General features: G+C 71.4%; 23 protein-coding genes and 2 pseudogenes. 13 read left to right on the top strand and 12 right to left on the bottom strand.

Going from position 1 to position 22,426, the window contains the following annotated elements; translation table 11 throughout:
- Positions 1 to 81: 81 nt before the first annotated feature.
- On the bottom strand, positions 82 to 240 hold the full coding sequence (locus ABEA33_RS06475) for a hypothetical protein (protein WP_345525892.1): 159 nt from the start codon (positions 238 to 240) through the stop codon (positions 82 to 84).
- A gap of 74 nt (positions 241 to 314) precedes the next feature.
- Positions 315 to 605 (bottom strand): annotated as a pseudogene (locus ABEA33_RS27430) (DNA/RNA non-specific endonuclease); the annotation flags it as partial.
- A gap of 141 nt (positions 606 to 746) precedes the next feature.
- On the opposite strand from ABEA33_RS27430, the gene ABEA33_RS06470 reads away from it, so the two are divergent.
- Positions 747 to 1,370 carry a hypothetical protein gene (locus ABEA33_RS06470; RefSeq protein WP_345525891.1) on the top strand — a complete coding sequence of 208 codons (624 nt, stop codon included), beginning with the start codon at positions 747 to 749 and terminating at the stop codon, positions 1,368 to 1,370.
- Positions 1,371 to 1,535: 165 nt separating this feature from the next.
- Here ABEA33_RS06470 and ABEA33_RS27425 read toward each other — a convergent pair whose 3' ends face one another.
- On the bottom strand, positions 1,536 to 1,892 hold the full coding sequence (locus ABEA33_RS27425; protein ID WP_425577348.1) for a hypothetical protein: 357 nt from the start codon (positions 1,890 to 1,892) through the stop codon (positions 1,536 to 1,538).
- 132 nt (positions 1,893 to 2,024) lie between these two features.
- Between ABEA33_RS27425 and ABEA33_RS06465 the strand changes: the two genes are divergently transcribed.
- From ABEA33_RS06465 to ABEA33_RS27415, 3 genes and pseudogenes are all read left to right on the top strand, one after another.
- Entirely contained in the window at positions 2,025 to 2,834 is an 810-nt protein-coding gene (locus ABEA33_RS06465) for an alpha/beta fold hydrolase (RefSeq protein WP_345525890.1), read from the top strand.
- A pseudogene (locus tag ABEA33_RS27420) lies at positions 2,831 to 3,328 on the top strand (asparaginase domain-containing protein); the annotation flags it as partial. The gene ABEA33_RS06465 and the pseudogene ABEA33_RS27420, both read left to right, overlap by 4 nt.
- Positions 3,329 to 3,405: 77 nt before the next feature.
- Complete coding sequence (locus ABEA33_RS27415; protein ID WP_425577369.1) at positions 3,406 to 3,810, top strand: L-asparaginase family protein; 405 nt, start codon at positions 3,406 to 3,408, stop codon at positions 3,808 to 3,810.
- 1 nt (position 3,811) lies between these two features.
- On the opposite strand, the gene ABEA33_RS06455 is transcribed toward ABEA33_RS27415, so the two are convergent.
- From ABEA33_RS06455 to ABEA33_RS06430, 6 genes are all read right to left on the bottom strand, one after another.
- Positions 3,812 to 7,192 (bottom strand): molybdopterin cofactor-binding domain-containing protein, encoded by a 3,381-nt coding sequence (locus ABEA33_RS06455; RefSeq protein ID WP_345525888.1) that lies wholly within the window; start codon positions 7,190 to 7,192, stop codon positions 3,812 to 3,814.
- Entirely contained in the window at positions 7,189 to 7,692 is a 504-nt protein-coding gene (locus ABEA33_RS06450) for a (2Fe-2S)-binding protein (RefSeq protein WP_345525887.1), read from the bottom strand. The genes ABEA33_RS06455 and ABEA33_RS06450 overlap by 4 nt, the downstream gene beginning before the upstream one ends.
- The gene (locus ABEA33_RS06445; protein WP_345525886.1) at positions 7,689 to 8,456 is read right to left on the bottom strand and encodes an ABC transporter permease; all 768 of its coding nucleotides are present in this window, start codon (positions 8,454 to 8,456) and stop codon (positions 7,689 to 7,691) included. The genes ABEA33_RS06450 and ABEA33_RS06445 overlap by 4 nt, the downstream gene beginning before the upstream one ends.
- Positions 8,453 to 9,307 (bottom strand): ABC transporter permease, encoded by an 855-nt coding sequence (locus ABEA33_RS06440; RefSeq protein WP_345525885.1) that lies wholly within the window; start codon positions 9,305 to 9,307, stop codon positions 8,453 to 8,455. The genes ABEA33_RS06445 and ABEA33_RS06440 overlap by 4 nt, the downstream gene beginning before the upstream one ends.
- A gap of 73 nt (positions 9,308 to 9,380) precedes the next feature.
- Complete coding sequence (locus tag ABEA33_RS06435; RefSeq protein ID WP_345525884.1) at positions 9,381 to 10,385, bottom strand: ABC transporter substrate-binding protein; 1,005 nt, start codon at positions 10,383 to 10,385, stop codon at positions 9,381 to 9,383.
- Positions 10,386 to 10,432: 47 nt separating this feature from the next.
- Positions 10,433 to 11,284 carry an ABC transporter ATP-binding protein gene (locus ABEA33_RS06430; RefSeq protein WP_345525883.1) on the bottom strand — a complete coding sequence of 284 codons (852 nt, stop codon included), beginning with the start codon at positions 11,282 to 11,284 and terminating at the stop codon, positions 10,433 to 10,435.
- A 313-nt stretch (positions 11,285 to 11,597) separates the two neighbouring features.
- On the opposite strand from ABEA33_RS06430, the gene ABEA33_RS06425 reads away from it, so the two are divergent.
- Genes ABEA33_RS06425 through ABEA33_RS06385 form a run of 9 tightly spaced genes read left to right on the top strand, consistent with a single transcriptional unit; the run spans position 11,598 to position 20,146 of the window.
- Positions 11,598 to 12,440, top strand: coding sequence for an IclR family transcriptional regulator (locus ABEA33_RS06425; RefSeq protein WP_345525882.1), 843 nt, complete (start codon positions 11,598 to 11,600; stop codon positions 12,438 to 12,440).
- Positions 12,437 to 13,249, top strand: coding sequence for a 2-keto-4-pentenoate hydratase (locus ABEA33_RS06420; RefSeq protein WP_345525881.1), 813 nt, complete (start codon positions 12,437 to 12,439; stop codon positions 13,247 to 13,249). Before ABEA33_RS06425 ends, ABEA33_RS06420 begins: the two co-directional genes overlap by 4 nt.
- The gene (locus ABEA33_RS06415) at positions 13,246 to 14,190 is read left to right on the top strand and encodes an acetaldehyde dehydrogenase (acetylating) (RefSeq protein WP_345525879.1); all 945 of its coding nucleotides are present in this window, start codon (positions 13,246 to 13,248) and stop codon (positions 14,188 to 14,190) included. Before ABEA33_RS06420 ends, ABEA33_RS06415 begins: the two co-directional genes overlap by 4 nt.
- Positions 14,187 to 15,242, top strand: a complete 1,056-nt coding sequence (gene dmpG, locus ABEA33_RS06410; RefSeq protein WP_345525877.1) for a 4-hydroxy-2-oxovalerate aldolase — start codon at positions 14,187 to 14,189, stop codon at positions 15,240 to 15,242. The genes ABEA33_RS06415 and dmpG overlap by 4 nt, the downstream gene beginning before the upstream one ends.
- The gene (locus ABEA33_RS06405) at positions 15,239 to 16,168 is read left to right on the top strand and encodes a DODA-type extradiol aromatic ring-opening family dioxygenase (RefSeq protein WP_345525875.1); all 930 of its coding nucleotides are present in this window, start codon (positions 15,239 to 15,241) and stop codon (positions 16,166 to 16,168) included. Before dmpG ends, ABEA33_RS06405 begins: the two co-directional genes overlap by 4 nt.
- A gap of 32 nt (positions 16,169 to 16,200) precedes the next feature.
- Entirely contained in the window at positions 16,201 to 17,049 is an 849-nt protein-coding gene (locus ABEA33_RS06400) for an alpha/beta fold hydrolase (RefSeq protein WP_345525873.1), read from the top strand.
- A complete protein-coding gene (locus ABEA33_RS06395; protein ID WP_345525872.1) occupies positions 17,046 to 18,077 on the top strand; it encodes an LLM class flavin-dependent oxidoreductase in 1,032 nt (343 codons plus the stop codon). Before ABEA33_RS06400 ends, ABEA33_RS06395 begins: the two co-directional genes overlap by 4 nt.
- The gene (locus ABEA33_RS06390) at positions 18,067 to 19,383 is read left to right on the top strand and encodes an MmgE/PrpD family protein (RefSeq protein WP_345525871.1); all 1,317 of its coding nucleotides are present in this window, start codon (positions 18,067 to 18,069) and stop codon (positions 19,381 to 19,383) included. The genes ABEA33_RS06395 and ABEA33_RS06390 overlap by 11 nt, the downstream gene beginning before the upstream one ends.
- Positions 19,376 to 20,146 (top strand): TetR/AcrR family transcriptional regulator, encoded by a 771-nt coding sequence (locus ABEA33_RS06385; RefSeq protein WP_345525870.1) that lies wholly within the window; start codon positions 19,376 to 19,378, stop codon positions 20,144 to 20,146. Before ABEA33_RS06390 ends, ABEA33_RS06385 begins: the two co-directional genes overlap by 8 nt.
- Positions 20,147 to 20,195: 49 nt before the next feature.
- On the opposite strand, the gene ABEA33_RS06380 is transcribed toward ABEA33_RS06385, so the two are convergent.
- From ABEA33_RS06380 to ABEA33_RS06370, 3 genes are read right to left on the bottom strand one after another with little or no spacing between them, the layout of a single operon-like run.
- On the bottom strand, positions 20,196 to 21,494 hold the full coding sequence (locus ABEA33_RS06380; protein ID WP_345525869.1) for a M20 family metallopeptidase: 1,299 nt from the start codon (positions 21,492 to 21,494) through the stop codon (positions 20,196 to 20,198).
- Entirely contained in the window at positions 21,491 to 21,619 is a 129-nt protein-coding gene (locus ABEA33_RS06375) for a hypothetical protein (protein ID WP_345525868.1), read from the bottom strand. Before ABEA33_RS06375 ends, ABEA33_RS06380 begins: the two co-directional genes overlap by 4 nt.
- On the bottom strand, positions 21,616 to 22,368 hold the full coding sequence (locus ABEA33_RS06370; protein ID WP_345525867.1) for an alpha/beta fold hydrolase: 753 nt from the start codon (positions 22,366 to 22,368) through the stop codon (positions 21,616 to 21,618). Before ABEA33_RS06370 ends, ABEA33_RS06375 begins: the two co-directional genes overlap by 4 nt.
- Positions 22,369 to 22,426: the final 58 nt, after the last annotated feature.

Raw genomic sequence — 22,426 nt, 5'->3', positions numbered from 1 at the left:
CCCGCGCTGCGTCGATCGATGGCTATCAACAGGGATATCCCGGGGCCTGCGAGGAAAAAGCCCGGCCCGAACTGAGAACTGTCACAACTGGAGGTCGGCGTACGTCCCCCGATCGGATACCGGAGCCGGAAGTCGGACCGGCTCATCCAGGGGCGCTGCCTCCGGGGCGAGCTCGTCGAGCGGGTCCCACGGGCGCAGGTGCGAGAAGTCGAGCCCAGTGAGCACGCTGATGCTGCGCACCGGCACCTGGTAGGTCTGCGGGATGAAGTCCTTGTGCTGCGGTGAGCAGTTCGTGAAGTGGAAGGTGTCACGTTGGCGACCTTGGCCGCGTGCTCGTCCGGGCCCCAGGACGGATCGACTCGGCGCACCAGGTGCCCGCGGTCGAAGTCGTTGCCCGCATACACCTCAGGTCCCAGCTGGAGCTCGCGACCGATTCTCGGGTCGAAGATCCACCTCTCGGTCTCGCCCGGAAGCTCGCGCCAGGACGAGCCGTCGAGGTTCACTGCGGCGAACCACGCGAGCCGTCGCGCGCGGTGCACGACGACGCTGTAGTGGTGGTAGTCGAGCACGACGTCGTCGCGACCCCGGCGCGCCTGGTTGTTCACGACAGCCTCACGGCAGCCTCACGGCATGGTCAGGGTGTACCGGCGGCCGCGCTTCCGGACCGGTGCCGAGGAATAACGGACTGGCGGCGGGGTAGGTTTCGGTCTCAGACCGTCCCTTTTTTGAACAGGAGCTCACACTCAATGTCTCGTCGCTGGCTCTCCCGGGCGCTCGTCGCGCTCGCCGTCCCCGCCCTCGTCGTCCCCACCCTCAGCAGCCCCGCCGTCGCGGCCAAGGGCGCGGCCGTCCCGTCCGTCGCGAAGGTCGCGAAGATCTACCCGTACCTCGCCGGCGGCTCGGCAACCACGTCGACCACGAAGGTGACCCGGATCGGCAAGGACTGCAAGCCCGGCAAGCCGGTCAAGGGCGCCACGGTGACCTCGGCGACGTACTCCCCGGCCGACCCGGCCGCGGCCACGGGCACCGCCGACGCGCCGTCCGTCTTCGTCGCGGCGATGAAGTTCCGCAGCGCGAAGGACGCGGTCTCCTACCTCCGCGAGAGCTCGAAGGCCACCAAGTGCTCGGCCGCGGGCATCGGGGACGGCGTCAAGGTCAAGGTCAAGAAGTTCAAGGTCAAGCTCGGCGACCAGAGCGTGGGATACACCGTCACCGTGACGTTCTCGGGCCAGTCGTTCACCAGGCAGTCGGTGCTGGCGCGCGACGGCAAGTACATCGTCACTGCCGGTGCGAGCGCGGTCGACGGATCGGTCCCCGACAAGAAGAAGGCCGTCTCCGTGGCCAGGCTGGCCGTCAAGACCGCACGCTGATCCATCCGCCGGGAGCACCGTCCCGGCCCGCGAACCTCGTCGATGCCGGCGGACCTCAGGCCCGTCGGCATCGGCGCTTCCTGGACATTCCGGCTGGGGGTCGAGCTGGCGAACCAGGCAGCTCGACGGCGTTCGCGACGAGAGCGGCTCAAGCGCCTCGGGGGCTCACTCGCACTGCCGGCCAGCGTCGTGATCAGCCCCCAGTCTCGAGTGTCCATGGCGGCGCGGGGCGTGAGCCAGGTCCGACTGACCCACAGGACGTTGGGGAGCGCAAGGTAGTCCGGTGCTGTCGAGATGCTCATCCCCCGCACCAGGAACTGCGCACCCGCGGCCAGACCTCGCCTCGACGTCACGCGGATGCCGCACGGATCCGACGCCCAAGCGGATCTCGGGCACCTCGGCGGTGATCAGGCTGATCGCCTCGAGGGCGGCGGGCGTCCTCACCGTCACCTCGATCACCCTGAGCCCGCCGTCGAGGATCGCCCGAGCGACCGAACTTGTACGACGGCACGTGGGGAGCACGATCCGTCACGCGGGACGCCGCCCCACTGGCGTGGGGCCGTCGCCCTAGGTTGTCCGAGACGTCGCCCTGCGGGCGGTCGGCGCGACGACGAGCCGCACCTGGCGCCCAGCCCCCGATCGGAAGGTCTCGTCATGAAGAGGTACGTCGACTCACGCTTCGGCCAGCTGCACGTCGTGGAGGCCGGAGCGGGCCGACCGGCGCTGCTGCTGCACCAGACTCCCCGCAGCTGGGACGAGTACCGTGACGTCATCCCTCTTCTCGCCGGCCGATGCCGCGCGGTCGCCATGGACACCGTCGGGTTCGGCGCCTCGGCCCGGGTGGCGGACCCCTTCAGCATCGAGCTCTTCGCCGACGGCGTCGTCGACGTGCTCACCGCGCTCGACCTCGAGGACGTCCTCCTGGTCGGCCACCACACGGGCGGCGTGGTCGCCCTGGAGGTGGCCGCTCGACGCGACCCGCGGGTGACCGGGCTGGTGCTCTCCGGAGTGCCGTACGTCGACGCCCGACGCCGGGCGCGGGTGGCTCAGGCACCGCCCATCGACCACGTCGTCCTCACCCAGGACGGGAGCCACGTCGCGCGGCTCTGGTCCCGCAGGCAAGCCTTCTACCCGGCCGACCGCCTCGACCTCCTCGATCGGCTCACCCGGGACGCACTGGGGGTCCTCGACCGCGTCGAGGAGGGCCACCAGGCTGTCAACCGGTACCGGATGGAGGACCGGATCGGCCTGGTCGGCGTCCCGACCCTGGTGGTCTGCGGCGCGGAGGACGACTACTCACTGCCCGACGTGCCCCGCCTGGTGGCCGGCCTCACCGGCGCTCCCGCCACGCGGACCGCGGAGCTGCCCGGCACGGGCGTGCCCTCCGTGGACCACCGTCCCGACCTGTTCGCCGCCGCCGTGCTGGCCGAGCTCGGAGCGGACCCGACGGTGACCGGGCCGTGAGCGATACGCCACGGCCGGTGCTCTGGCTCGCCCTCGGCGGCACTCTGCAGGCCCGGGGTCACGACGCGGGAGACCGCGACCGCTACTGGCGCACCGGCCGCACCGTGCCGCCCGTGGAGCTGCTCGCCGGTTGGCCGGAGCAACGAGGTCCGGTGGTCGTCGAGCAGCTCGCTGCCGGTGCCAGCCACGACCTCGAGCCGCTCGTGATCCTGCGCATCGCGGCCCGGCTGCGCGGCCTCGATCCGGCCGCGACGGCCGGGGTCGTCGTCAGCCTGGGCTCCAATGCCCTGGAGGAGGTCGCCTTCCTGCTGTGGCTGCTCGGCCCCGCGCCCGTGCCCGTAGTCGTGACCGCGGCGATGCGACCGCCGACCGCCCTCGGCACGGACGCCCACGCCAACCTGGTCGCCGCCCTGACCGTGGCCGCCGATGCCCCGATGGCGGGCACCGTGGTCGTCTCCGACGGCGCGGTCCTGCACCCGGTGGGGCTCACCAAGACCCACACCTCGCCGTCGACTCGTTCCGCGCGGGAGGGCACACCCTCGGCACCGTCGAGCCTGCGGGAGAGGTCCGGCTGGAGCGTCCCGTCACGCGCGGCCCGCTCGCCGAACGCCCGGTCCCCAGCGAGGTCGCGCCGGTCACACTGCTCACGTGCCACCTGGGCTCCGACGGCACCCTCGTGCGGGCCGCGGTCGCCGCCGGCGCGCGCGGGATCGTCGCGACCGGGCTCGGCGCCGGCTTCGCCCCGGCCGCCGAGCGGGCCGCCCTGGTCGAGGCGGACGAGGCCGGCGTGGCCGTCTGCCTGGCCCGACGGACGACGCACGGCCGCACCGTCGGTGCCGTCGACACCGCGCCCTTCCTCAGCGCTGGGGCGCTCACCGCCCTCCAGGCCCGCCTGGTCCTCTCCGTCGGGCTCGCCGACGGGCCGACGCCGGGCACCCGCTCCCTCCAGGACCTCTTGGACGGGTGCGGCGCCTGAGCTACCGCTCGAGCAGATCGTCCACCGCATGCTCGACGAGTCCCGCAACCGCGTCGAGCTTCCAGCCGTTGTTCGCGAGCGGGTGGGCGTGACGGTCCAGCTCGCGATCGAGCAGCCGGCGTACGCCGTCCGTCGTGGGCTGCGTGCCGTCGAGAGCGCGCGCGGTCGCCGAGGCCCGCCACGGGGTGGGCGCCATCGCCCCGAGGATGATCCGGACGTCACTCCAGGTGCCGTCGGGCGCGACCTCGGCCGTGACCGCCGCTGAGGCGGTGGCGAAGTCGCCCTGGTAGAGCGCGAGCTTGTGGAACGAGCCGCGCCGCCCTGGCCCGGGCAGGGGCACGACGACCTCGGCGATGATCTCGCCGGCGGCCAGCGCGAGCTCGCCCGGGCCGTCGTACAGCTCCGCCAGCGGGATCCGGCGGCTGCCGACGGCGCGGAGCAGGACCACCTCGGCGTCCGCTGCCTGGAGCACGGTGCCGAGATCGGACGGGGTGACCGCCTGGCAGCGGTGGCCGTCGATGGCAGCGTGCTGGAAGCGGTGGTCGCCCTCGACGGCGTAGCAGGGGCTCGTGGCGCCGTTGCGCTTGTAGCAGGGGAAGCCGTTGCGGAAGAACCAGCAGCGCTTCTCCTGGGCGAGATTGCCGCCGACCGTGGCGCTGTTGCGGATCTGCGGGGAGGCGATGCTGCGAACGGCCGCGGCGACATAGGCCAGCTCCGGGGGGAGAGACTCCTCCAGCTCGGCGAGGGTGACGGCCGCCCCGATCCGCAACCGCCCCTCCTCGGCCACGATCCGGCGCATCGACGGCACGCCGATCGTCGAGACCAGCACCGGCGCGGGGCGCGGCTGCCGCTCACGCTCGACCAGGGCGTCGGTGCCGCCACCGACGGCCTGAGCACCGTCGGCCACCGCCGCCGTCAGCGCGGCAGCAGTGTCCGGGCGCAGGATCCGGGGCGGCGCGGCCGGCACGGATCCCGGCGCGCCGACGCCTCGGCCCCACCGGGTGCCCCAGCGGTGCAGCACGTGGTGGAGGCCGAGCGGGTACAACATCCGGATCCCCGCCACCCACCAACGCCCGGGCCGGCGCCACACGTGGTGCCGGCGGACCCGGCCCTCCTGCTCTGCCAGGGCGGTCACCACCTTGTCGGGGGTGATGGGCAGCTCGGTGATCCGGACGCCGACCGCGTCGTACACCGCGTTGGCGACCGCGGCGCCGGGCGGGATGATCGACATCTCGCCCACACTCTTGGCGCCGTAGGGGCCGTCGGCGTCCTCGCCGTTGACGATCACCGGGCGGATGGACGGCAGGTCGGCCGAGCGCGGGAGCGCGTAGTGGAGGTACGACGTGTTGACGATTCGCCCACCCTCGCGGACCAGCTCCTCACCGAGCGCGGCACCGAGACCCATCGCGGCACCACCGGCGACCTGGCCCTCGACCGCGGTCGGGTTCAGCGCCCGGCCGACGTCGTGGGCGGCGACGTAGTCGAGCACCGACACCTTGCCGGTGCGCCGGTCCACCTCGACCAGCGCGCCGTGCGCGGCGTAGGCGTAGGTCGGCGAGAGGTTGAAGCGGTCCTTGTCGGGCGAGATCATCTCCGTCCCTTCCAGGACGTAGCTGACCTCGTGGCTGAGACACCCGTCGCGGGCCTCGTCGCTCAACCCGACCAGGTCGCCGAGGTCGACCTCTCCGGTCTCGCCGACGGCCTTGCCATCGCGCAGCGTGACGCTGACGGCCCCGAGCTTGGCCGCCGCGAGCGACCGGACCTGGTCAGCGAGCTCGCGCGCCGCGAGTCCCACCGAGGAGCCCGTCATGTGCGTGCCGCGCGACGACCAGGCACCGAGCTCGAACGGCGTCCGCTCGCTGTCCATGGACAGCACCTCGACGTCGGCGAGGTCGACGCCGAGCTCGCTGGCGGCGATCTGGGCGAGGATCGTGTTCTGGCCGGTGCCGGCGTCGGCGCTGCCGTGGCGCACCCGGACCCGTCCGTCGTCGAAGAGGTCGATGGCCGCGTCGCTGCGGTTGGCCTGCTCGTAGGCGTAGGCGCCGCTGCCGTGCATGCCGGCGGCGACTCCGAGTCCCCGGTCGGCACGCAGCGTGCGGTGCTCTGCGCGCCGGGCGTCCCAGTCGAGCCCGTCCCGGACCGCGACCAGGCAGTCGGCCAGCCTGGAGGTGGTCACGGCGTACCCGCACAGCGTGGTTGCGTGCTCCGGGCCGACGTTGCGCAACCGCATCTCCAGGGGGTCCAGTCCCAGCCGGTGCGCGAGGTCGTCGACCTGCGACTCCACGGCAAGTGAGACCTGAGGCGTGCCGTAGCCCCGGAACTGGCCGCCCGGCTGGGTGGCGGTGTCCACCAGGCGCGAGGCGAACCGGGCGCCGTCCGGCCGGTACATCGAGCCGAGGGTGATCACCCCGACCCGCATCACCGACGAGCCCATGTGGTTGTAGCTGCCGTTGTCGACCAGGATGTCGGCATCGAAGAGCCGGATCGTGCCGTCGGCGTCGGCAGAGGTGCGCAGGTGCGTCTCGAAGCGGTGCCGCGGCTTGTTGGCGCCGAACTCCTCCTCGCGGCTGAGTGCGAGCAGCACCGGACGTCCGGCCTTGCGCGAGAGCGCGGCGGCCAGCACCTCGTGCTCGCTCGCCTTGGACTTCGCGCCGAAGCCGCCGCCTACCGCGACCTCACGGCAGATCACGTGGTCGTGCGGGATCCCGAGGAGGTGCGAGACCTCCTTGGCGATGAACCACGGCGCCTGCGTCGAGGTCCAGAGCTCCACCTTCTGCTCGGCCTCGTTCCATGCGGCCAGCGTGGTGTTCGGCTCCATGCAGGCATGGGAGACGCTGGGGTAGACGTAGTCCCCCTCGACCACGACCTCACCCGCGGCCTCGCCGGCCGCGACGTCGCCCCAGTCGGTCCTCAGGAGCACCGCGACGTTGGCCTCGTCGGTCACCCGCTCGTGCAGCCGGGTCGCCCCAGGACGCAGCGCCTCGCGGGGAGTCAGGGCAGCGGGTCGCACCCGGTAGCGCACTCGGATCGCCCGCAGCGCCGCCCGCGCGATCTCGGGGGTGTCGGCGGCCACCGCCGCTACCTCCTGGCCGACGTGCCGGACGACGCCGTCGGCCAGAGGCGGCCGGTCCGACAGCGGTGCACCGCGGTGCACGTAGGTGATGCCGGCCGGGAAGTCGGCGTGCGTGATCACCGCACGCACCCCGGGCAGGCGCTCGGCGCGGGAGACGTCCAGCGAGCGGATCTCGGCGTACGCGTGCGGCGAGCGGAGCACGGCGGCGTGCAGGTGGTCCGGGGAGCTGAGGTCCGCGGTGAACCGGATCTCGCCGCGGGTGCGGCTCTCCCAGTCGATCGGCCGGACCCGGGCTCCGATGTAGCTCACGAGGGCACCTCGGCGCCGGCTCGCCTCGCGAGGACGGCGCAGACCGCGCCGGTGATGGCCTGGTAGCCGGTGCACCGGCAGATGTTGCCCGACAGCCGGTCCCGTACGACGCCCGGGAGGTCGTCCTCGGCCACGAGCTCGTCGGCCCGCCGGGCCAGTGCCGCGGCGTGCACGAGCTGGCCGGGCGTGCAGAAGCCGCACTGGAAGGCACCGGCGTCCGCGAACTCCTCACGCAGGTCGGTCACCTCCTCGGCCAGCGCCTCCAGGGTCTCCACCGGGCCCCGCACCAGCGCCACCGCCGTCACGCAGGACATCGTCGGCCGCCCGTCGACCAGCACCGTGCAGGCGCCGCACTCGCCGCGGCCGCACGCGACCTTGGCGGCGGTCAGATCGAGGTCGTCACGCAGGACCGATGCCAGCGTGCGCGACGCCGGCGCCAACACCCGTCGTCCGTTGACGATCAGCTCGACCTCGTGGGCTCTCGGCGCTCGGTCGCTCACAGGTGGCTCGCCCAGTGCAGCCGGCGGTTCTCGACCCAGGCGTAGGTGTTGTTGATGACGTTGCCGAGCACGCCCAGGATGATCAGGGCCGTGAACATCCCGGAGATGTTGAACAGCGACTGGGCCTGGATGAGGTAGAAGCCGATCCCGTTCTGGCCGCCGACGAGCTCCGAGACCACCATCATGATGAGCGCGATCGGGAGCCCGACCCGCAGGCCCGCCGAGATCATCGGGATCGCCGAGGGCAGCACCACCCGCCGGACCACCTGGAGCCGGGACAGCCCGTACATCCGAGCCACGTCGATCCGCTCCTGGCGGCAGCTCCGGGCCCCCGCGATCGTGTTGACCAGGACCGGGAACATCACGCCGAAGGCGATGATGGAGATCCGCATGCCGTCGCCCAGGCCGAACAACAGCACGGCGATGGGCAGCACCGCGACGGCGGGGAGCGCCCGCAGGAACTCCATCGTCGGGGTCGTGTACTCGGCGACCCGCCGGGAGGAGCCGATCGCCATGCCCAGCACGATGCCCAGGACAGCGCCGAGGAGGTAGCCCAGGGCGAACCGCTCCAAGCTGGGGAGCAGGTCGGTGCGGGTCCGTTCCCACATCCAGTCGTCGCGCAGGGTGACCAGGACGTCCGAGAGCGGCGGCAGGTAGATCGACTCGCTGTGACGGCCGGCGTACTCCCACAGCACGAGCAGGGTCACGGGGACGATCCACGGCACGAGCCGGCGTCCGGTCGCGATCACGTAACGGTTCATCATCGGTTCCCGTCCTCGAGGACGTCAGCGTTCCAGAAGACCAGCCGACGCTCCAACGCCCCCATCAGCATGGCGATCGCGTAGCCCAGGACACCGACCACGACGATACCGGCGTACATGTCCTCGGTCCGGATCGCGACCTGCATGCGGACGATGTAGTAACCGAGTCCGCCGCTACGGGTGAGGATCTCGACGGTGATCACCAGGATCAGGGCGATCGCCGAGCTGACCCGGACGCCGGTCGCGATGTTCGTCGCCGCCGACGGGATCTGCACTCGCAGGAAGACCTGCCAGCGCTTGAGCCCGAAGGTCCGGGCAGCATCCACCGAGACCTCGTTGACCCCGCGAACGCCGTAGTAGGTGTTGAAGAGGATCGGCCACAGCGAGGCGTAGACGATCATCGCGACCGTCGTCGTCGAGCCGACACCGAGCAGCAGGATCGAGAACGGGATCAGCGCCACCGACGGGAGCGGGCGCAGGAACTCGATGACGATCCGGAAGAGCTCCCAGGCGGTCCGGGACGCACCCAGGGCGGCGCCGAGAAGGACACCGGCGACGATCGCGATCCCCAGTCCACGGGCATAGGCCCCCATCGTGGTCCCGACGCCGGAGAGGATGTCGCCGCGCTGGAGCTCCAGCCACAGCGCGTGGACGACCTCCGAGGGACGGGGGACGTAGAGCGAGGTGATGACCGTAGCCGTCAGCACCTCGATGACGAGCAGCAGGCCCACGGCGAAGGCCAGCCCGCGAAGGTTCACCCGCACCCGGCGCCTCCTCCGGCCGGTGCGCCGCGCCAGCGGCGCGGGCGCCGCCTCTGCGACCGGCTCGTCGAGCACTGGTGTCGTCGTACTCATGGTTGGTCCTCCCGGACTGTGGTTCGACAGGGTGTCCCGGGTCCGGGCGGGCCGCGGCCCGCCCGGACTCGGGTCAGCCGACCTGGACGATGATGTCCGAGGCCTTGACGGGCTTCGGTAGCACCTTGAAGCGGCTCATGACGTCGATGACGGGCTGGATCATCTCGTCGGTGACCTCGTCACCGAACTGCAGCAGCTGGAGGTCCGCCAGGGTCGCGTCGGTGAGGCTGGTGTACTCCTGCAGGATCGTCTTGCGCTCCTCCTCGTTGGCCGGGTCGTTGGCCCAGGCGTTCGCGTCGGCGAGGGCGGCTTGGAAGCTCTCGACCAGCTCCGGCTTGTCCTCGGCGAGGTCCCGCTGCCCGAACCAGATCGTGTTGTAGAAGTCGTCGGTCCCGTTGACGGCGTCGTACGGCGAGGCGAGCACCGTCCCGAGTCCGTCGGTCTCGATCTGGGCGTTGAACGGCGCCGTCACCGTCGCAGCGTCGACCTGTCCGCTCTCGAAGGCCTGGCCGACCTGGGTGAAGTCCAGCGTGACGAAGTCGATGCTGCCGGTGTCGACGCCGGCGTCGTCGAGCGTCGCCAGTGTCGAGAGATGGGGCATCGTGTTGAGCGCGTTGACAGCGATCGACTTGCCCTTCAGGTCTTCGACCGAGGTGATGTCGCTCCCGGTCGGCACCATCACCCAGACCCCGGGGTTGTCCTTGGTGTAGACGGCGCCGCCCGCGACGATCTGGAACCCGATCCCAGCGGCGCTGGCGGACGCGACCGAGGTCGGCGAGGTGAGCGCGAACTGCGCGTCGCCCGACTCCACCGCGGCGGCGAGCTCGGGGACGTTGGCGACGACGTTGACCTTCACGTCGAGGTCGTGCTTCTCGAAGAACCCCTTGTTCTTGGCGTAGAACGCCTGGGACCCCGAGTCCGACCCGACGGTGGCGATCGTGATGCTGGTGGTGCCGTCCGCGTTCTCGGAGGCGCCCGACGAGCCGGAGGAGTCACTCCCGCCACAGGCCGAGACGAGCACGAGGAGGGCGGCAGTCGCGACGGCGGCGATGCCGCGACGCTGGGTGATCCTGCGCATGGGCGTTCCCTGCTTTCTCTGGTTCTTCATCGATGGGTTCGTCTGCTCTACAGCCCGGGAACGGCCTGGCGCTGGTGCGTCAGGCCCATGACGTCATGGATGTACGCGCGGATCCGCAGGAACTCCGGGTCGCTGCGGGTCTGCACCTGGGAGCGCGGCTGCGGGAGGTCGACGCGGAGCTCCTCGGCGACCACGCACGGCGGCTTGCTGAGGATCACGATGCGGTCGGCGAGGTAGATGGCCTCGTCGATGTCGTGAGTCACCATCAACATGGTGTTGCCGGACTCGCGCAGCCGATCGCGCACGTCGAGGAGGGTGTCCTCCAGGCCCTCCTTGGTGAGGGCGTCGACGGAGGCGAAGGGCTCGTCGAGCAGCAGGATCTGAGGCTGGAAGGCCAGGGCCCGGGCGATCGCGACGCGCTGCTGCATGCCGCCCGAGAGCTGCCCGGGATGGTAGTCCTCGAAGCCGGTCAGGCCCACGTTCGCGAGTGCCTGCCCGACCCGTTCGGCCTTCTCGGACTTCGCCATGCGCTTGTTGCCCGCGAGCGGGAAGCGCACGTTCTTCTCGACCGTCAACCAGGGGTAGAGCGAGCGGGTGTAGTCCTGGAAGACCAGGGCCATCTCCGGCGGCGGACCCGAGATGCGGCGACCGTTGAGGTGGACGTCACCGGAGCTCGGCGCGAGGAGCCCGGACATCATCCGCAGCAGCGTCGACTTGCCGCAGCCCGACGGACCGATGATGGCGACGAACTCCCCTTCCTCGACGCCGAAGGACAGCCCGTCGCAGACCAGCGGCCCGTCCGCGGCGTACCGCTTGCGCAGCTCGCGCACCTCGAGGATGCGCTGGCCCGGCGATGCCGTGGCCTCCTGCTCCGGTGGCGTGGCCGTATGCGTGCTCATCGGCTTCTCCCTTCCTGGCGCCGCGCGACGCGACCGCCGTTCAACCCTGCGGGACGGGTCCCGCCCAACGGGACGTCGGTGACGACCCGCGCATCCCGATTCACTTGGCTTCCGAGCCTGACGGACGCGGCCGTACGTTGTACGGTACATTCCTTCTGACGGAACGGAAGTCTTGCTCGGAAAGATTTCACGATTGATTCGGCGGCCTTTCTGACAGGTGACGAAGCCTGATTCCGACCATCCACCGCGAGGCCGCCGACCCGAGGGCCTGTATGCAATCCGGCTCGATGCCCGTGGAGAAAGGGGTAGTCCCGTGACGCGGAACCCAGCCGCTCGCGATCAGGCGAACATGCTCGAGAAGTGTTTGCGGATCCTGCAGGCGTTCCGCAGCGGCGACCGGCACCTGCGGCTCGTGGACCTGGCCGAGCGCACCGGCATGCCGAAGTCGACCGTCCATCGTCTCGCCGGCGTCCTCATCGACCAGCGACTGCTGACCCAGGACCAGGACGGCTACCAGCTCGGTCTCGCCCTGTTCGAGCTGAGCAGTCTGGTCCCGGTCGAGCACCAGCTGCGACTCGCCGCACTGCCGTTCCTCCAGGACCTGTTCATGGCCACCCACGAGACCGTCCACCTCGGCGTCCGCGAAGGACTCGACGTCGTGTACGTCGAGAAGATCCACGGCCACTCCGACCTCGGCCTGCCGTCGCGGGTCGGCGGCCGGTTGCCGCTGAACTGCACCGGCATCGGCAAGGCGCTGCTCGCTTTCAGCAACGACGAGGTCCGCACCGACTTCCTCGCGCGCCCGCTGCGGAGGATCACCGAGAAGTCGATAGTCGACCCCGCGCGTCTGCTCCGGGAGCTGGCCGAGGTCCGGGCGACCGGCCTCGCCTTCGAACGCGAGGAGGCGACGCCTGGCCGCGAGTGCGTGGCGGCTCCCGTGCTCGTCCAAGGGGAGGTCGTCGCGGCCATGTCGATCTCGGTCCCGGCGTCGGCGTACCGGATGCCCCACCTCGCGGCGGCCGTGAAGACCTCGGCACTGGGCCTGTCCCGTTACCTGCGCAACGCGCAGGAGCTGCGCCACGGCGGCCCACGTTCCGCCCGACGGGAATCGGACTACCGAACGGCACCGCGGATCGTGAGCATGCGATCGACATGAACGAGCAGACGATCACCCAACAAGCAGTGTCCGAGGCGGCCGACCGACTGTGGGAGGCCGCGCGCAGCGGCATCGCCACCACTCCGGTCCGCGCCGTCGTCGGGACCGAGGACCTGTCCACCGCCTACGCCGTCCAGCGCGAGCTCATCGACCGCGCCCTCGCCGGCGGCGACAGGCTCGTGGGGCGCAAGGTCGGGCTGACCGCTCCCGCCGTCCAGGCACAGCTGGGGGTGGACCAGCCCGACTTCGGCGCCTTGCTGGCGTCGATGGAGGTCGACGGGCCGATCGCGCGCCACCGCGTCCTCCAGCCCAGGGTGGAGGCCGAGATCGCGTTCGTGATCGGCCGGGACGTGACCGAGGTCCCCGAGGATCCCGCCGACCTGATCCCGTACGTCGCGCGAGCGGTGCCGGCGATCGAGGTCGTGGACAGCCGCGTGGCGGGCTGGGACATCACGATCACCGACACGATCGCCGACAACGCCTCCAGCGGGCTGTTCGCCCTCGGCACCGACGAGGTCCGGCTCGACGCCGACGTCATCCGGGAGGTCGAGGCGCGGATGAGCGTGGACGGCGAGGTCGTCTCGACCGGACGGGGCGCCGCCTGCCTGGGCAGCCCTCTGGCCGCGCTCGCCTGGGTGGCGCGCACCATGATCGGGCTCGGCACCCCGCTGCGCTCGGGGGAGGTCGTGCTCAGCGGCGCCCTCGGCCCGATGGTCGACGCCGAGCCCGGGCGGCGCTACGTCGCCTCGTTCAATCACGACGGCCGTACCAGCGAGGTCGCGGTTGAGTTCGAGGAGGCGCGCCCATGAGCAAGCACCAGGTCGCCATCATCGGTTCCGGCAACATCGGGACCGACCTGATGATGAAGGTCCTCCGGCGCTCCGAGGTGTTGGAGATGGCCGCACTGGTCGGGATCGACCCGGCTTCGGACGGTCTCGCCCGGGCGCGACGGCTGGGCATCACCGCCATCGACGACGGCATCGACGGGCTGCTGAGGATGCCGGGGTTCGAGGACATCGCCGTCGTCTTCGACGCGACCTCGGCCCGGGCGCACCTGCACAACTGGGAACTGCTCGGCCCCACCGGTGTCCAGGTCGTCGACCTGACCCCCGCTGCGGTCGGGCCCCTCGTCGTACCCCCGGTCAACCTGGAGGGCCTCGCCGACGCCCGCAACGTCAACATGGTCACCTGCGGTGGGCAGGCGACCATCCCGATGGTCGCCGCGGTCGGCCAGGTGGCTCCGGTGCTGTACGCCGAGATCGTCGCCTCGATCTCGTCGCGGTCGGCCGGCCCTGGCACCCGCGCCAACATCGACGAGTTCACCGAGACCACCAGCCGGGCCATCGTCGACGTGGGCGGAGCAGCCCGTGGCAAGGCGGTCATCGTGCTGAACCCGGCCGAGCCGCCGATGATCATGCGCGACACCGTCTACTGCCTCACCACCGGCGGCGACCCGGCCGCGATCGCCGACTCGGTGTCGGCGATGGCCGAGCGGGTCCGGGGCTACGTGCGCGGGTACCGGGTCAAGCAGGAAGTGCAGCACCGCCCCCTCTCCCCCGACGACCCGCTGCTCCGGCTGGCCGACGCCACGGGCCGCACCGACGTCAGCCTCGTGACGATCTTCCTCGAGGTCGCGGGCGCCGGCGACTACCTGCCGGAGTACGCCGGCAACCTGGACATCATGACCGCGGCCGCGCTGCGCGTCGGGGAGACCCTCGTCCGCGCTCGGCTCCTGGAGGCCACCGCATGAGCGACTCCCCACGGATCTACCTGCAGGACGTCACGCTCCGTGACGGCATGCACGCCATCCGGCACCAGTACACGACCGACCAGGTCCGCACCATCGCCGCGGCGCTCGACGCCGCCGGCGTCGCGGCCGTCGAGGTCACCCACGGTGACGGTCTGGCCGGCGGCAGCGTCAACTACGGTGCCGGCGCCCACAGCGACCTGGAGTGGATCGAAGCGGCCGCGGAAGTCCTGGAACGAGCCACGCTCACCGTGCTGCTGCTCCCCGGGATCGGTACAGTCCACGACCTGCGCGACGCTTGGTCGGCCGGTGCCCGGTCGGTACGGATCGCCACGCACTGCACCGAAGCGGACATCGCCGTACAGCACATCGAGGCGGCACGCGAGATCGGCTTCGACGTCGCCGGCTTCCTGATGATGTCGCACATGTCGGAGCCGGGCCCTCTGGCCCAGCAGGCTCGCGTGATGGAGGCGGCGGGCGCACAGTGCGTCTACGTCACCGACTCAGGCGGCCACCTGACGATGAACGGCGTCCGGGACCGGATCGACGCCTATCGCGACGTGCTGGCGCCGGCGACCGAGATCGGCATCCATGCCCACCACAACCTCGCCCTCGGCGTCGCCAACACCGTGGTCGCCGTCGAGCGGGGCGCGGTACGTGTCGACGCCTCGCTCGCCGGTCAGGGCGCCGGGGCCGGAAACTGCCCGATCGAGGCGTTCGTAGCGGTCTGCGATCTGATGGGCTGGGAGCACGGCAGCGACCTCGACGCGCTGATGGATGCCGCCGACGACCTCGTCCGTCCACTGCAGGACCGTCCGGTCCGGGTCGACCGGGAGACGTTGTCGCTCGGCCACGCCGGTGCGTACTCCAGCTTCCTGCGCCACGCCGAGTCCGCCGCCCAGAGGTACGGCGTCGACGCACGCACCCTGCTGAAGGAGGTCGGCCGACGCAAGCTGGTCGGCGGCCAGGAGGACATGATCGTCGACATCGCGCTGGAGCACCTGAAGAACAACCCGACCGTGGCCCCCACCACCGAACAGGAGCTGAGCGCATGAGCACCGTGGTCGCCGGCGTCGCCGCCTCCCACAGCACGTTGATGAACACCCACTGGGACGAGGTGGACCACCTCGAGGAGGCGCACCGCTTCCGTGACGGGCTGCACGCCGCCCGCGACTTCCTCGCAGAGCGGAAGCCCGACACCGTGGTGGTCATCGGGTCCAACCACTTCCGCGGCCTGTTCCTGGACTTGATGCCCTCGATCACCGTCGGCGTGGCCGAGGTCAACGGTGCGGGCGAGGCCAACACTCCGGCGGGTCCGCTCCCGGTGGACACCGCACTGGCCAAGTCCCTGGTGGACGGCCTCGTCGACGACGGCTTCGACCCGGCGTTCTCCCTGCGGCTGACCGTCGACCACGGCATCACCCACAGCCTGCAGCACCTGGTGCCGGCCCTCGACGTACCCATCGTGCCCGTGGTCCTCAACATGTTCGCTCCGCCGCTGATGCCACTGACCCGGGCCCGGGCCATCGGCGAGTCACTGCGCCGGGTGATCGACGCGGACTGCGCGGACAAGCGGGTCGCGATCATCGCCTCCGGCGGTCTCTCCCACCGACTGCCGTGGCCGGACTGGGCCGGCGAGCTCTCCGACGACGACCAGTTCCTGGTCGAGGCATGGCTCAACGGCCGCGAGCAATGGAAGGAGTTCGAGGTCCGCCGTCGCCAGATCATCCGCTCCGCTAAGGCTGACATCAATCCTGCGTTCGACGAGGACTTCCTCGCCCAGCTCGAGGCCGGCGACCTGTCTCGCACCCTGACGCTCAGCAGCGACGACGTCGAGCGTGTCGCCGGCAACGGGGCCCAGGAGATCCGCTCGTGGATCGCCATGGCGGCCGCCGTCGGCGGCCGCGGCCGGACCCTGGCCTACGCACCTGTCAACGAGTGGCTCACCGGCATGGGCGTCGCCGTCGTCGAGCCTGCGTGACCTCCCATATCCCCAACGCTTAGGAGAACCCGATGACCCTCTGGACCGACCTCGCCGACGTGCCCTACGCCGTGGAGTACGTCGACGCCGGCGGCCTGCGCACCCGTAGCCTACGGGCCGGATCCGGTGAGCCGATCGTGCTGCTGCACGGCACCAGTGGCCACCTGGAGGCGTTCGTGCGCAACGTCGCCGTGCTGTCGGCCGACTACGACTGCCACGCCATCGACATGATGGGGCATGGCTACACCGACAGCCCCGGCGTGCCGTACCGAATCCCGGGTTACGTCCAGCACGTCCTCGACTACCTGGACGCGCAGGGCATCGAGTCGGCCCACTTCATCGGTGAGTCGCTGGGTGGATGGGTGGCAGGTCGCCTTGCCGCCGACCACCCCGAGCGGGTCCGCACCCTGGCCCTGGTCGCAGCCGGTGGAACCGTGGCGAAGCCCGAGGTGATGGAGCGCATCAAATCCAGCACCCGGCGCGCCGTGACCACCGACGACCGCGACCTGACCCGCCGCCGCCTCGAGCTGCTCATGCACGATCCGGCGAACGTGACCGATGAGCTCGTCGACGTGCGACACGAGATCTACCACCGGCCCGGGTTCGTGGCGAACATCGACCACCTGCTGTGCCTCCAAGAGATGGAGAACCGCACCCAGGACCTGCTCACGCCAGAGCAGATGGCACGGATCAGCGCGCCGACCCGGGTCGTCTGGGGCGCCGAGAACCCGTTCGGCGACGTCCCGGAGGCACGCGCGATGAGCGAGGCCATCCCCGGCTCGGAGCTCACCATCTACCCGGAGTGCGGGCACTGGCCCCAGCACGAGCACGCCGACCGGTTCAACCAGGAGACTCTCGCGTTCCTGGCGGCTCACCCGTGACCGATTCGCTCCGTGTCGGGCTCCGAGTACCGCCGTGCCGGCCAGTCGCGGAGCTGGCGGCGTTCGTGGCGGACGTCGAGGAGGCCGGCTTCGACGATGTCTACGTGCCGGACTCCCAGGTGCTGTGGCGCGACGCCTGGATGACGCTCTTCGCGGCGGCCCAGGTCACCAGCCGGATCGGCTTGGGGACCGCGGTCACGAACGTCGTCACCCGTCATCCCAGCGTGGTCGCCTCTCTGGTCCGCACGGTCGCCGAGGCTGCAGACGGTCGACTGCGGCTCGGGCTGGGCGTCGGCAACAGCTCGGTCGAGCCGGTCGGCCTCACCCCCAGCACGGGCCGGGAGCTGCGCTCCGGGATCTCTGCGATCCGAGACCTGCTCGAGGGTCGCGAGACGCGCTTCGGCGAGGCGTCGGTCCGGATGCGCGATCCGCACCCGGGCGTGCCCGTCCTCGTCGCCGCCAGCGGCCCCCGCAACCTACGGCTGGCCGGCGAGATCGCCGACGGGGCGGTGCTGCTCAGCGGTGTCTCGACTCCTCTGCTGACCCGGGCCGTCGGCTTGGTCCACGAGGGGGCGGCCGCTGCCGGACGGGACCCGGCCTCGATCGAGATCATCGTGTCCGCCCACGCGATGGTCACCGATGACATCCAGCGGGACGCGCGGATCCTCAAGCCCATCTGCGCAGGCATCGCCCAGCACGGCGGGCAGGCGGCGCTCGCCAGTGCGGGCCTGGACATCCAGGTCCCGGCGCGCGTGCCCGAGGTCTACCCCGACCTGGTGCACGCCGAGGACTGGGACCTCGCCGTCGAGCACTGCTCACAGTGGGTCAGCGACGAGGACGCCGTCACCTTCGCTCGATCCTTCGCACTCTTCGGTACCGCCGCCGAGATCGTGAGCCGGATGCGGGAGGCCGAATCTCTCGGAGCGACCTCCGTCTTCCTGCAGCACGTCGGCTCGTACGATCTGCCACACCGGCTGCGGGACGCGGTCTCGGCTGAGGTCCTTCCGCTGCTGCGCCATGACCGCTGAACAGGGCCTGACCGCTCCCCATCTGGTTACGGTGGCCCGCCGAGCGGCGAGCGCAGGGCCGGAGACGCGGAGGCGGGCCGCCCTCGAGGTGGTCGACGCCGTCGCCTGCATGCGACTGGGGGCCTCGCACCCGCTGGTGGCCCAGGTGGCCGACGCCTCGTCGTGGCAGGGATCCGGCGCCCACCCCTCATTCGGCTCGGACGGACTCGGGCTCGAGGACGCCGTACGCTTCGATGCGCTCGCCTGCCACGTGGACGAGCTCGACAGCATCGAGCCCGCCTCCGCAACCGTCCCCGCCGCACTCGTCATCCCGGCGGCGCTCCACGTCGCCCGGTGCACCGGCGCGTCCGGCGCCGACCTGGTCGACGCGGTGCTGGCCGGCTATGACGTCCTCACCCTGGTCGGCCGCGCTCTCGGAGGCCCGCAGGCCTATGGGCACGGTTGGTGGCCGAGCTCCACGATCGGCGCTCTCGGGGCCGCGACCGCTGCCGGGATGCTGCTCGGGCTCGACGACGACCAGCTGGCGGCAGCGCTGGGCCTTGCCGCGGCCCGCACCGGCGGGCTGCTGTCGGACGACGAGCTGGACGCCGGGCACTACCTGGCGGCGGCGGATGCCACGGTCTCCGGCCTGCGAGCCGCCATGCTGGCACGCTCCGGATTGCGCGCCTCCGCCACGTACCTGTCAGGCCCGGCATCCCGCGCGATCACCTCGTGGACTCAGGCCGAGGAGCCCGCGCCGGGCGACGGTGTCCGGGCGACACTGATCAAGCCGTTCCCGTGCGCCCGCCCCCTGCAGGGCTTCGCCGCCGCGCTCCTGACAGACGACGTCACACTCGACCGGATCTCCTCCGTGGTCCTGGAGCTGCCCGGATCACTGCTGAGGTTCGTGAACTCCGACGTGATGGTCCCGGACGCGACCCGCGCCGCGGCGAGCGCGGCCCACGTGCTCGCCGCCGTCCGGGCCGGCCGGGCCGCGGATGCCCGCTTCTTCCGAGCCGCTTCGCTGTCCGGACTCGCACCTGTCCCACCGATCGAGCTGCGGCCGTGGTCGGACGCGCCCGCAGGTTCCTGGGGCTGCCGGGTCCGGATCCGCGAGGTCACGGGCGCGGAGCGGATCCTCGTCGCCGAGCCGCCCGTGGTGGCCCCGGACGAGGTGCGTGCCAAGGCCGCACGCATCCTGGAAGATGCCGGTGTCTCGACCCGGGCGGCCACGGAGGTGCTCGACGACCTGGTGAATCTCAGTACACGTCCCACAGTCCGGGATCTCCGGCTGCGCCAACGTCTGTCAGGGAGCGGCGATGACTAGGGTGAGCAGCGACATGAACGACGACGCCTCCACCTCGACCTCCAGACCTGACGCGTCGGGCCGGGACCGTGCCCTGAGCGCCGAGATCATCGCTCGGCAGGCCCTGGTCCTGGCCGACGAGCGCGGTCTCGAGAAGCTGACCGTCCGCAGCCTGGCCAGTGAGCTCGGCATCGGGACGATGACGTTCTACGGCTACTACCGCTCCAAGGAGGAGATCCTCGACGCGATGGCCGACCAGGCCCTCGGGTCCCTGGCACTCCCGTCCAGCGAGCCGGACGAGTCCCCTCGTCAAGCGATCGAGAACGTCGCGACGGCGTTCCGAGAGCTGATGATCGAGCACCCTTCGATCGCGCAGATCCTCTCGTCACGGGTCACTGACAGCCCCCAGGCACGCCGAGGAGCCATGGAGGTCGTCATCGACCGCCTGATCCGCAGCGGCATCCCGGGGCCCTTGGCTGTGAAGAGCTACGGCTTCTTGATGGTCCACGCCCTCGGATTCGCCAGCTACCAGACCCCCCGACCCTGGGGCCGCGGAGAGACCGACGGAGGCACCGACGAGTCCGAGCTGCGCCGCCAGCAATGGCACTTCTACGCCTCGCTCCCCCTCCCGGAGTTCCCCCGGCTGGTGGAGCTGCGCGACGAGCTCATCGAGCTGCCCGGCGAGGAGCAGTTCCGGTTCGGCGTCGAGTGCCTGTGCCGGACCGTGGAGGACCTGGTGGCCGCCGGTCTCCCGGACGGCCGAGCCGACCAGGAAGCGCCGTAGGCGTCGAGACCACGGCGCTGTCGACCGTCGGGGCGATCCGGAGGCGTCCTCACGCCTCCGGATCGTCGTCGACGGCCAGCGCCGTGCGGACCAGCCAGCGGGTGAGTCGTTCCATCTCGCGCACGTCGACGACGTTCATCCCGGACGGGAAGTCCAGCGCCAGCGGGGCGTCAGGTCCGATCCGGTCCATCCCGATCCGGGCGGTCGGCACGCCGCGTCCGCGCAGGATGTTGGCGTCGGTCGCCCCGCTGTTGGCAAGGATCGGCTCGTGCGGACGGCCGCGCTCGGCCTCCCAGGCGGCGACCGCGGCGGCGATCACGGGGGCGTCCTGAGCCGTCCTGGTGCCCGGGATCGCCAGCACCAGGTCCCAGTCGAGGTCCAGCTCGGGGTGCCGGGCGCGGATCCGCTCGACCAGCTCGCCGAACTCACGTCGAACCTCGTTCGGCGACGTGTCCGGGCTGGTGCGCAGGTCGATGCGCAGGACGCAGGACGCCGGCGAGACCGCGGGCATGTGGTGGAAGCCACCGCGGATCGACCCGATGTTCCCCTGCGGCGCCACCAGGCCGCCGGTGTGTCGGGCGGCGTACTCCGGGAACCACTCCTCGAGCGCTGCCACGACCTTCCCGGCCTCGACGATCGGATTGACGTAGGGCATCCGGTGCCGACTGCCGACGTAGCTGAACGTGCCTCGCACGGTCAGGTCGAACCAGCACAGGCCAACCTCCTCCCACGCAACCGCTCCACCCGGCTTCGCGATCACCGCCGCATCCGGGTAGACGCCCTGCTCCAGCAGGAAGGAGCAGCCCACTCCCTGGCCGATGTTCTCCCGAGTCAGGTCGCGCCGGGATCGGCGGTTGGTCGGCATGCCGCCGGCGCCGAGGCCGAGCCACAGGTCACCGCGGAGCGGGACGCCACTGCGGCTGATCGCCTCGGCCGCGGCCATGACACAGGCGGCATGACCCTTGGGATTGCTGGCCCCCAGACCGATCACGTGGTGACCGTCGACCTGCGCCTGCGGCCGCATGTCCGGACGCAGCTGGTCGGCGGCCCACGGCTCGTCCTCCTCAGGGTTGCCGGTGGTGAGGGTGTCGATCGGGGCGTAGAGCAGCAGCGACGGGCCCGCGCCCGTGCCGCGGATCCGGCCGACGGCGTTGGCCTGAAGATCGTCCAGGGGCTGGAGGTGCGCATCGACCCCGGCACCGAGCAGGTGGTCGACCGCCCAAGCGGCCAGCGGCCGCTCCTCGCCCGTGGGGCTCGCGATGTCGACCAGGCCCACGACGATGTCGCGGAGCAGATCGGCGTCCACGTGGCCCATGACCTGGGCGACCCGCTCCTCGATCGAGATCACCGTGCGCCCCGGACGTCGCGGACCACGGTCCCGTTCAGCCGCGCCAGCGCCGCGCGTGCCACCCAGGCCGACGCGAGCAGGGTGGCGAGAACGCCCAGGGAGCGCAGTGCGCGGGTCATGGTCATGGAAGGTCCTTCCGATCGAGGAATGGGTTCACCAACCGGGCGTACTCGTCCGGCCGTTCGGCTTGGGGATGGTGGGCGGTGCCGTCCACGACGACGAGCTCGGCCCGAGGCATCAGGTCCGCCAGGTCGGCGGCGTACGACGGGGGCGAGAACGGGTCGTGCGCGCCCCATACCCACAGCGTGGGTGCGGACACGGTCGGCAGCTCCTCGGCCAGGCTCTGCTGGGTGCCGCGGCCAGTGCCGTCCGCCACCGCGAGCGCCCAGGGCGTGATGCTGGCGGCGAACCGCTCCCGGACTGTGACCTCCGGGATCCTGCGCGGCTCACACCACTCCAGCCGGGCCATCAGCTCCCGCATCGCGCGGGGACTGGGACCCTGCTCGGCGTAGTAGCGACGGCGGGCAGCGACCGCGAGCGCCGTGTCGGACCGTTCGTCGGGCACCGGCTGGCTGCCGGTGGCGACAATCCGCGCCACCCGGTCGGGCTCGACGGCGGCGAGCAGCAGTGCCACAGCGCCGCCTAGGGACTGGGCCACCACGTCGACCCGACCGACCCCGAGATGGTCCAAGGTGGCTCGCAGGGCGCGCACGTGCCGGGCGAGGGCGGGCTCGTCGTGCGGGGGCGCCGCCGATCCGCCGTACTGCGGGAGGTCGATGAAGAGGTGCGGGCGCTCGGGGGCCAGGACCGGGGCTGCGGAACGGAAGTCCGTGTGGCTCGCACACCCGGGTCCGCCGCCGTGGAGGAAGAGCACCGGGTCGCCGTGCCCCGTGCGACAGGTCCAACGATGGGCCAGCGTTGGCTCTCCGCCG

This window comes from Nocardioides endophyticus (genome assembly GCF_039543845.1).
Taxonomy (GTDB): Bacteria; Actinomycetota; Actinomycetes; order Propionibacteriales; family Nocardioidaceae; genus Nocardioides; species Nocardioides endophyticus.
Note: the sequence above shows the minus strand (reverse complement) of the source record. Positions and strands in the feature narration are given on the sequence as shown.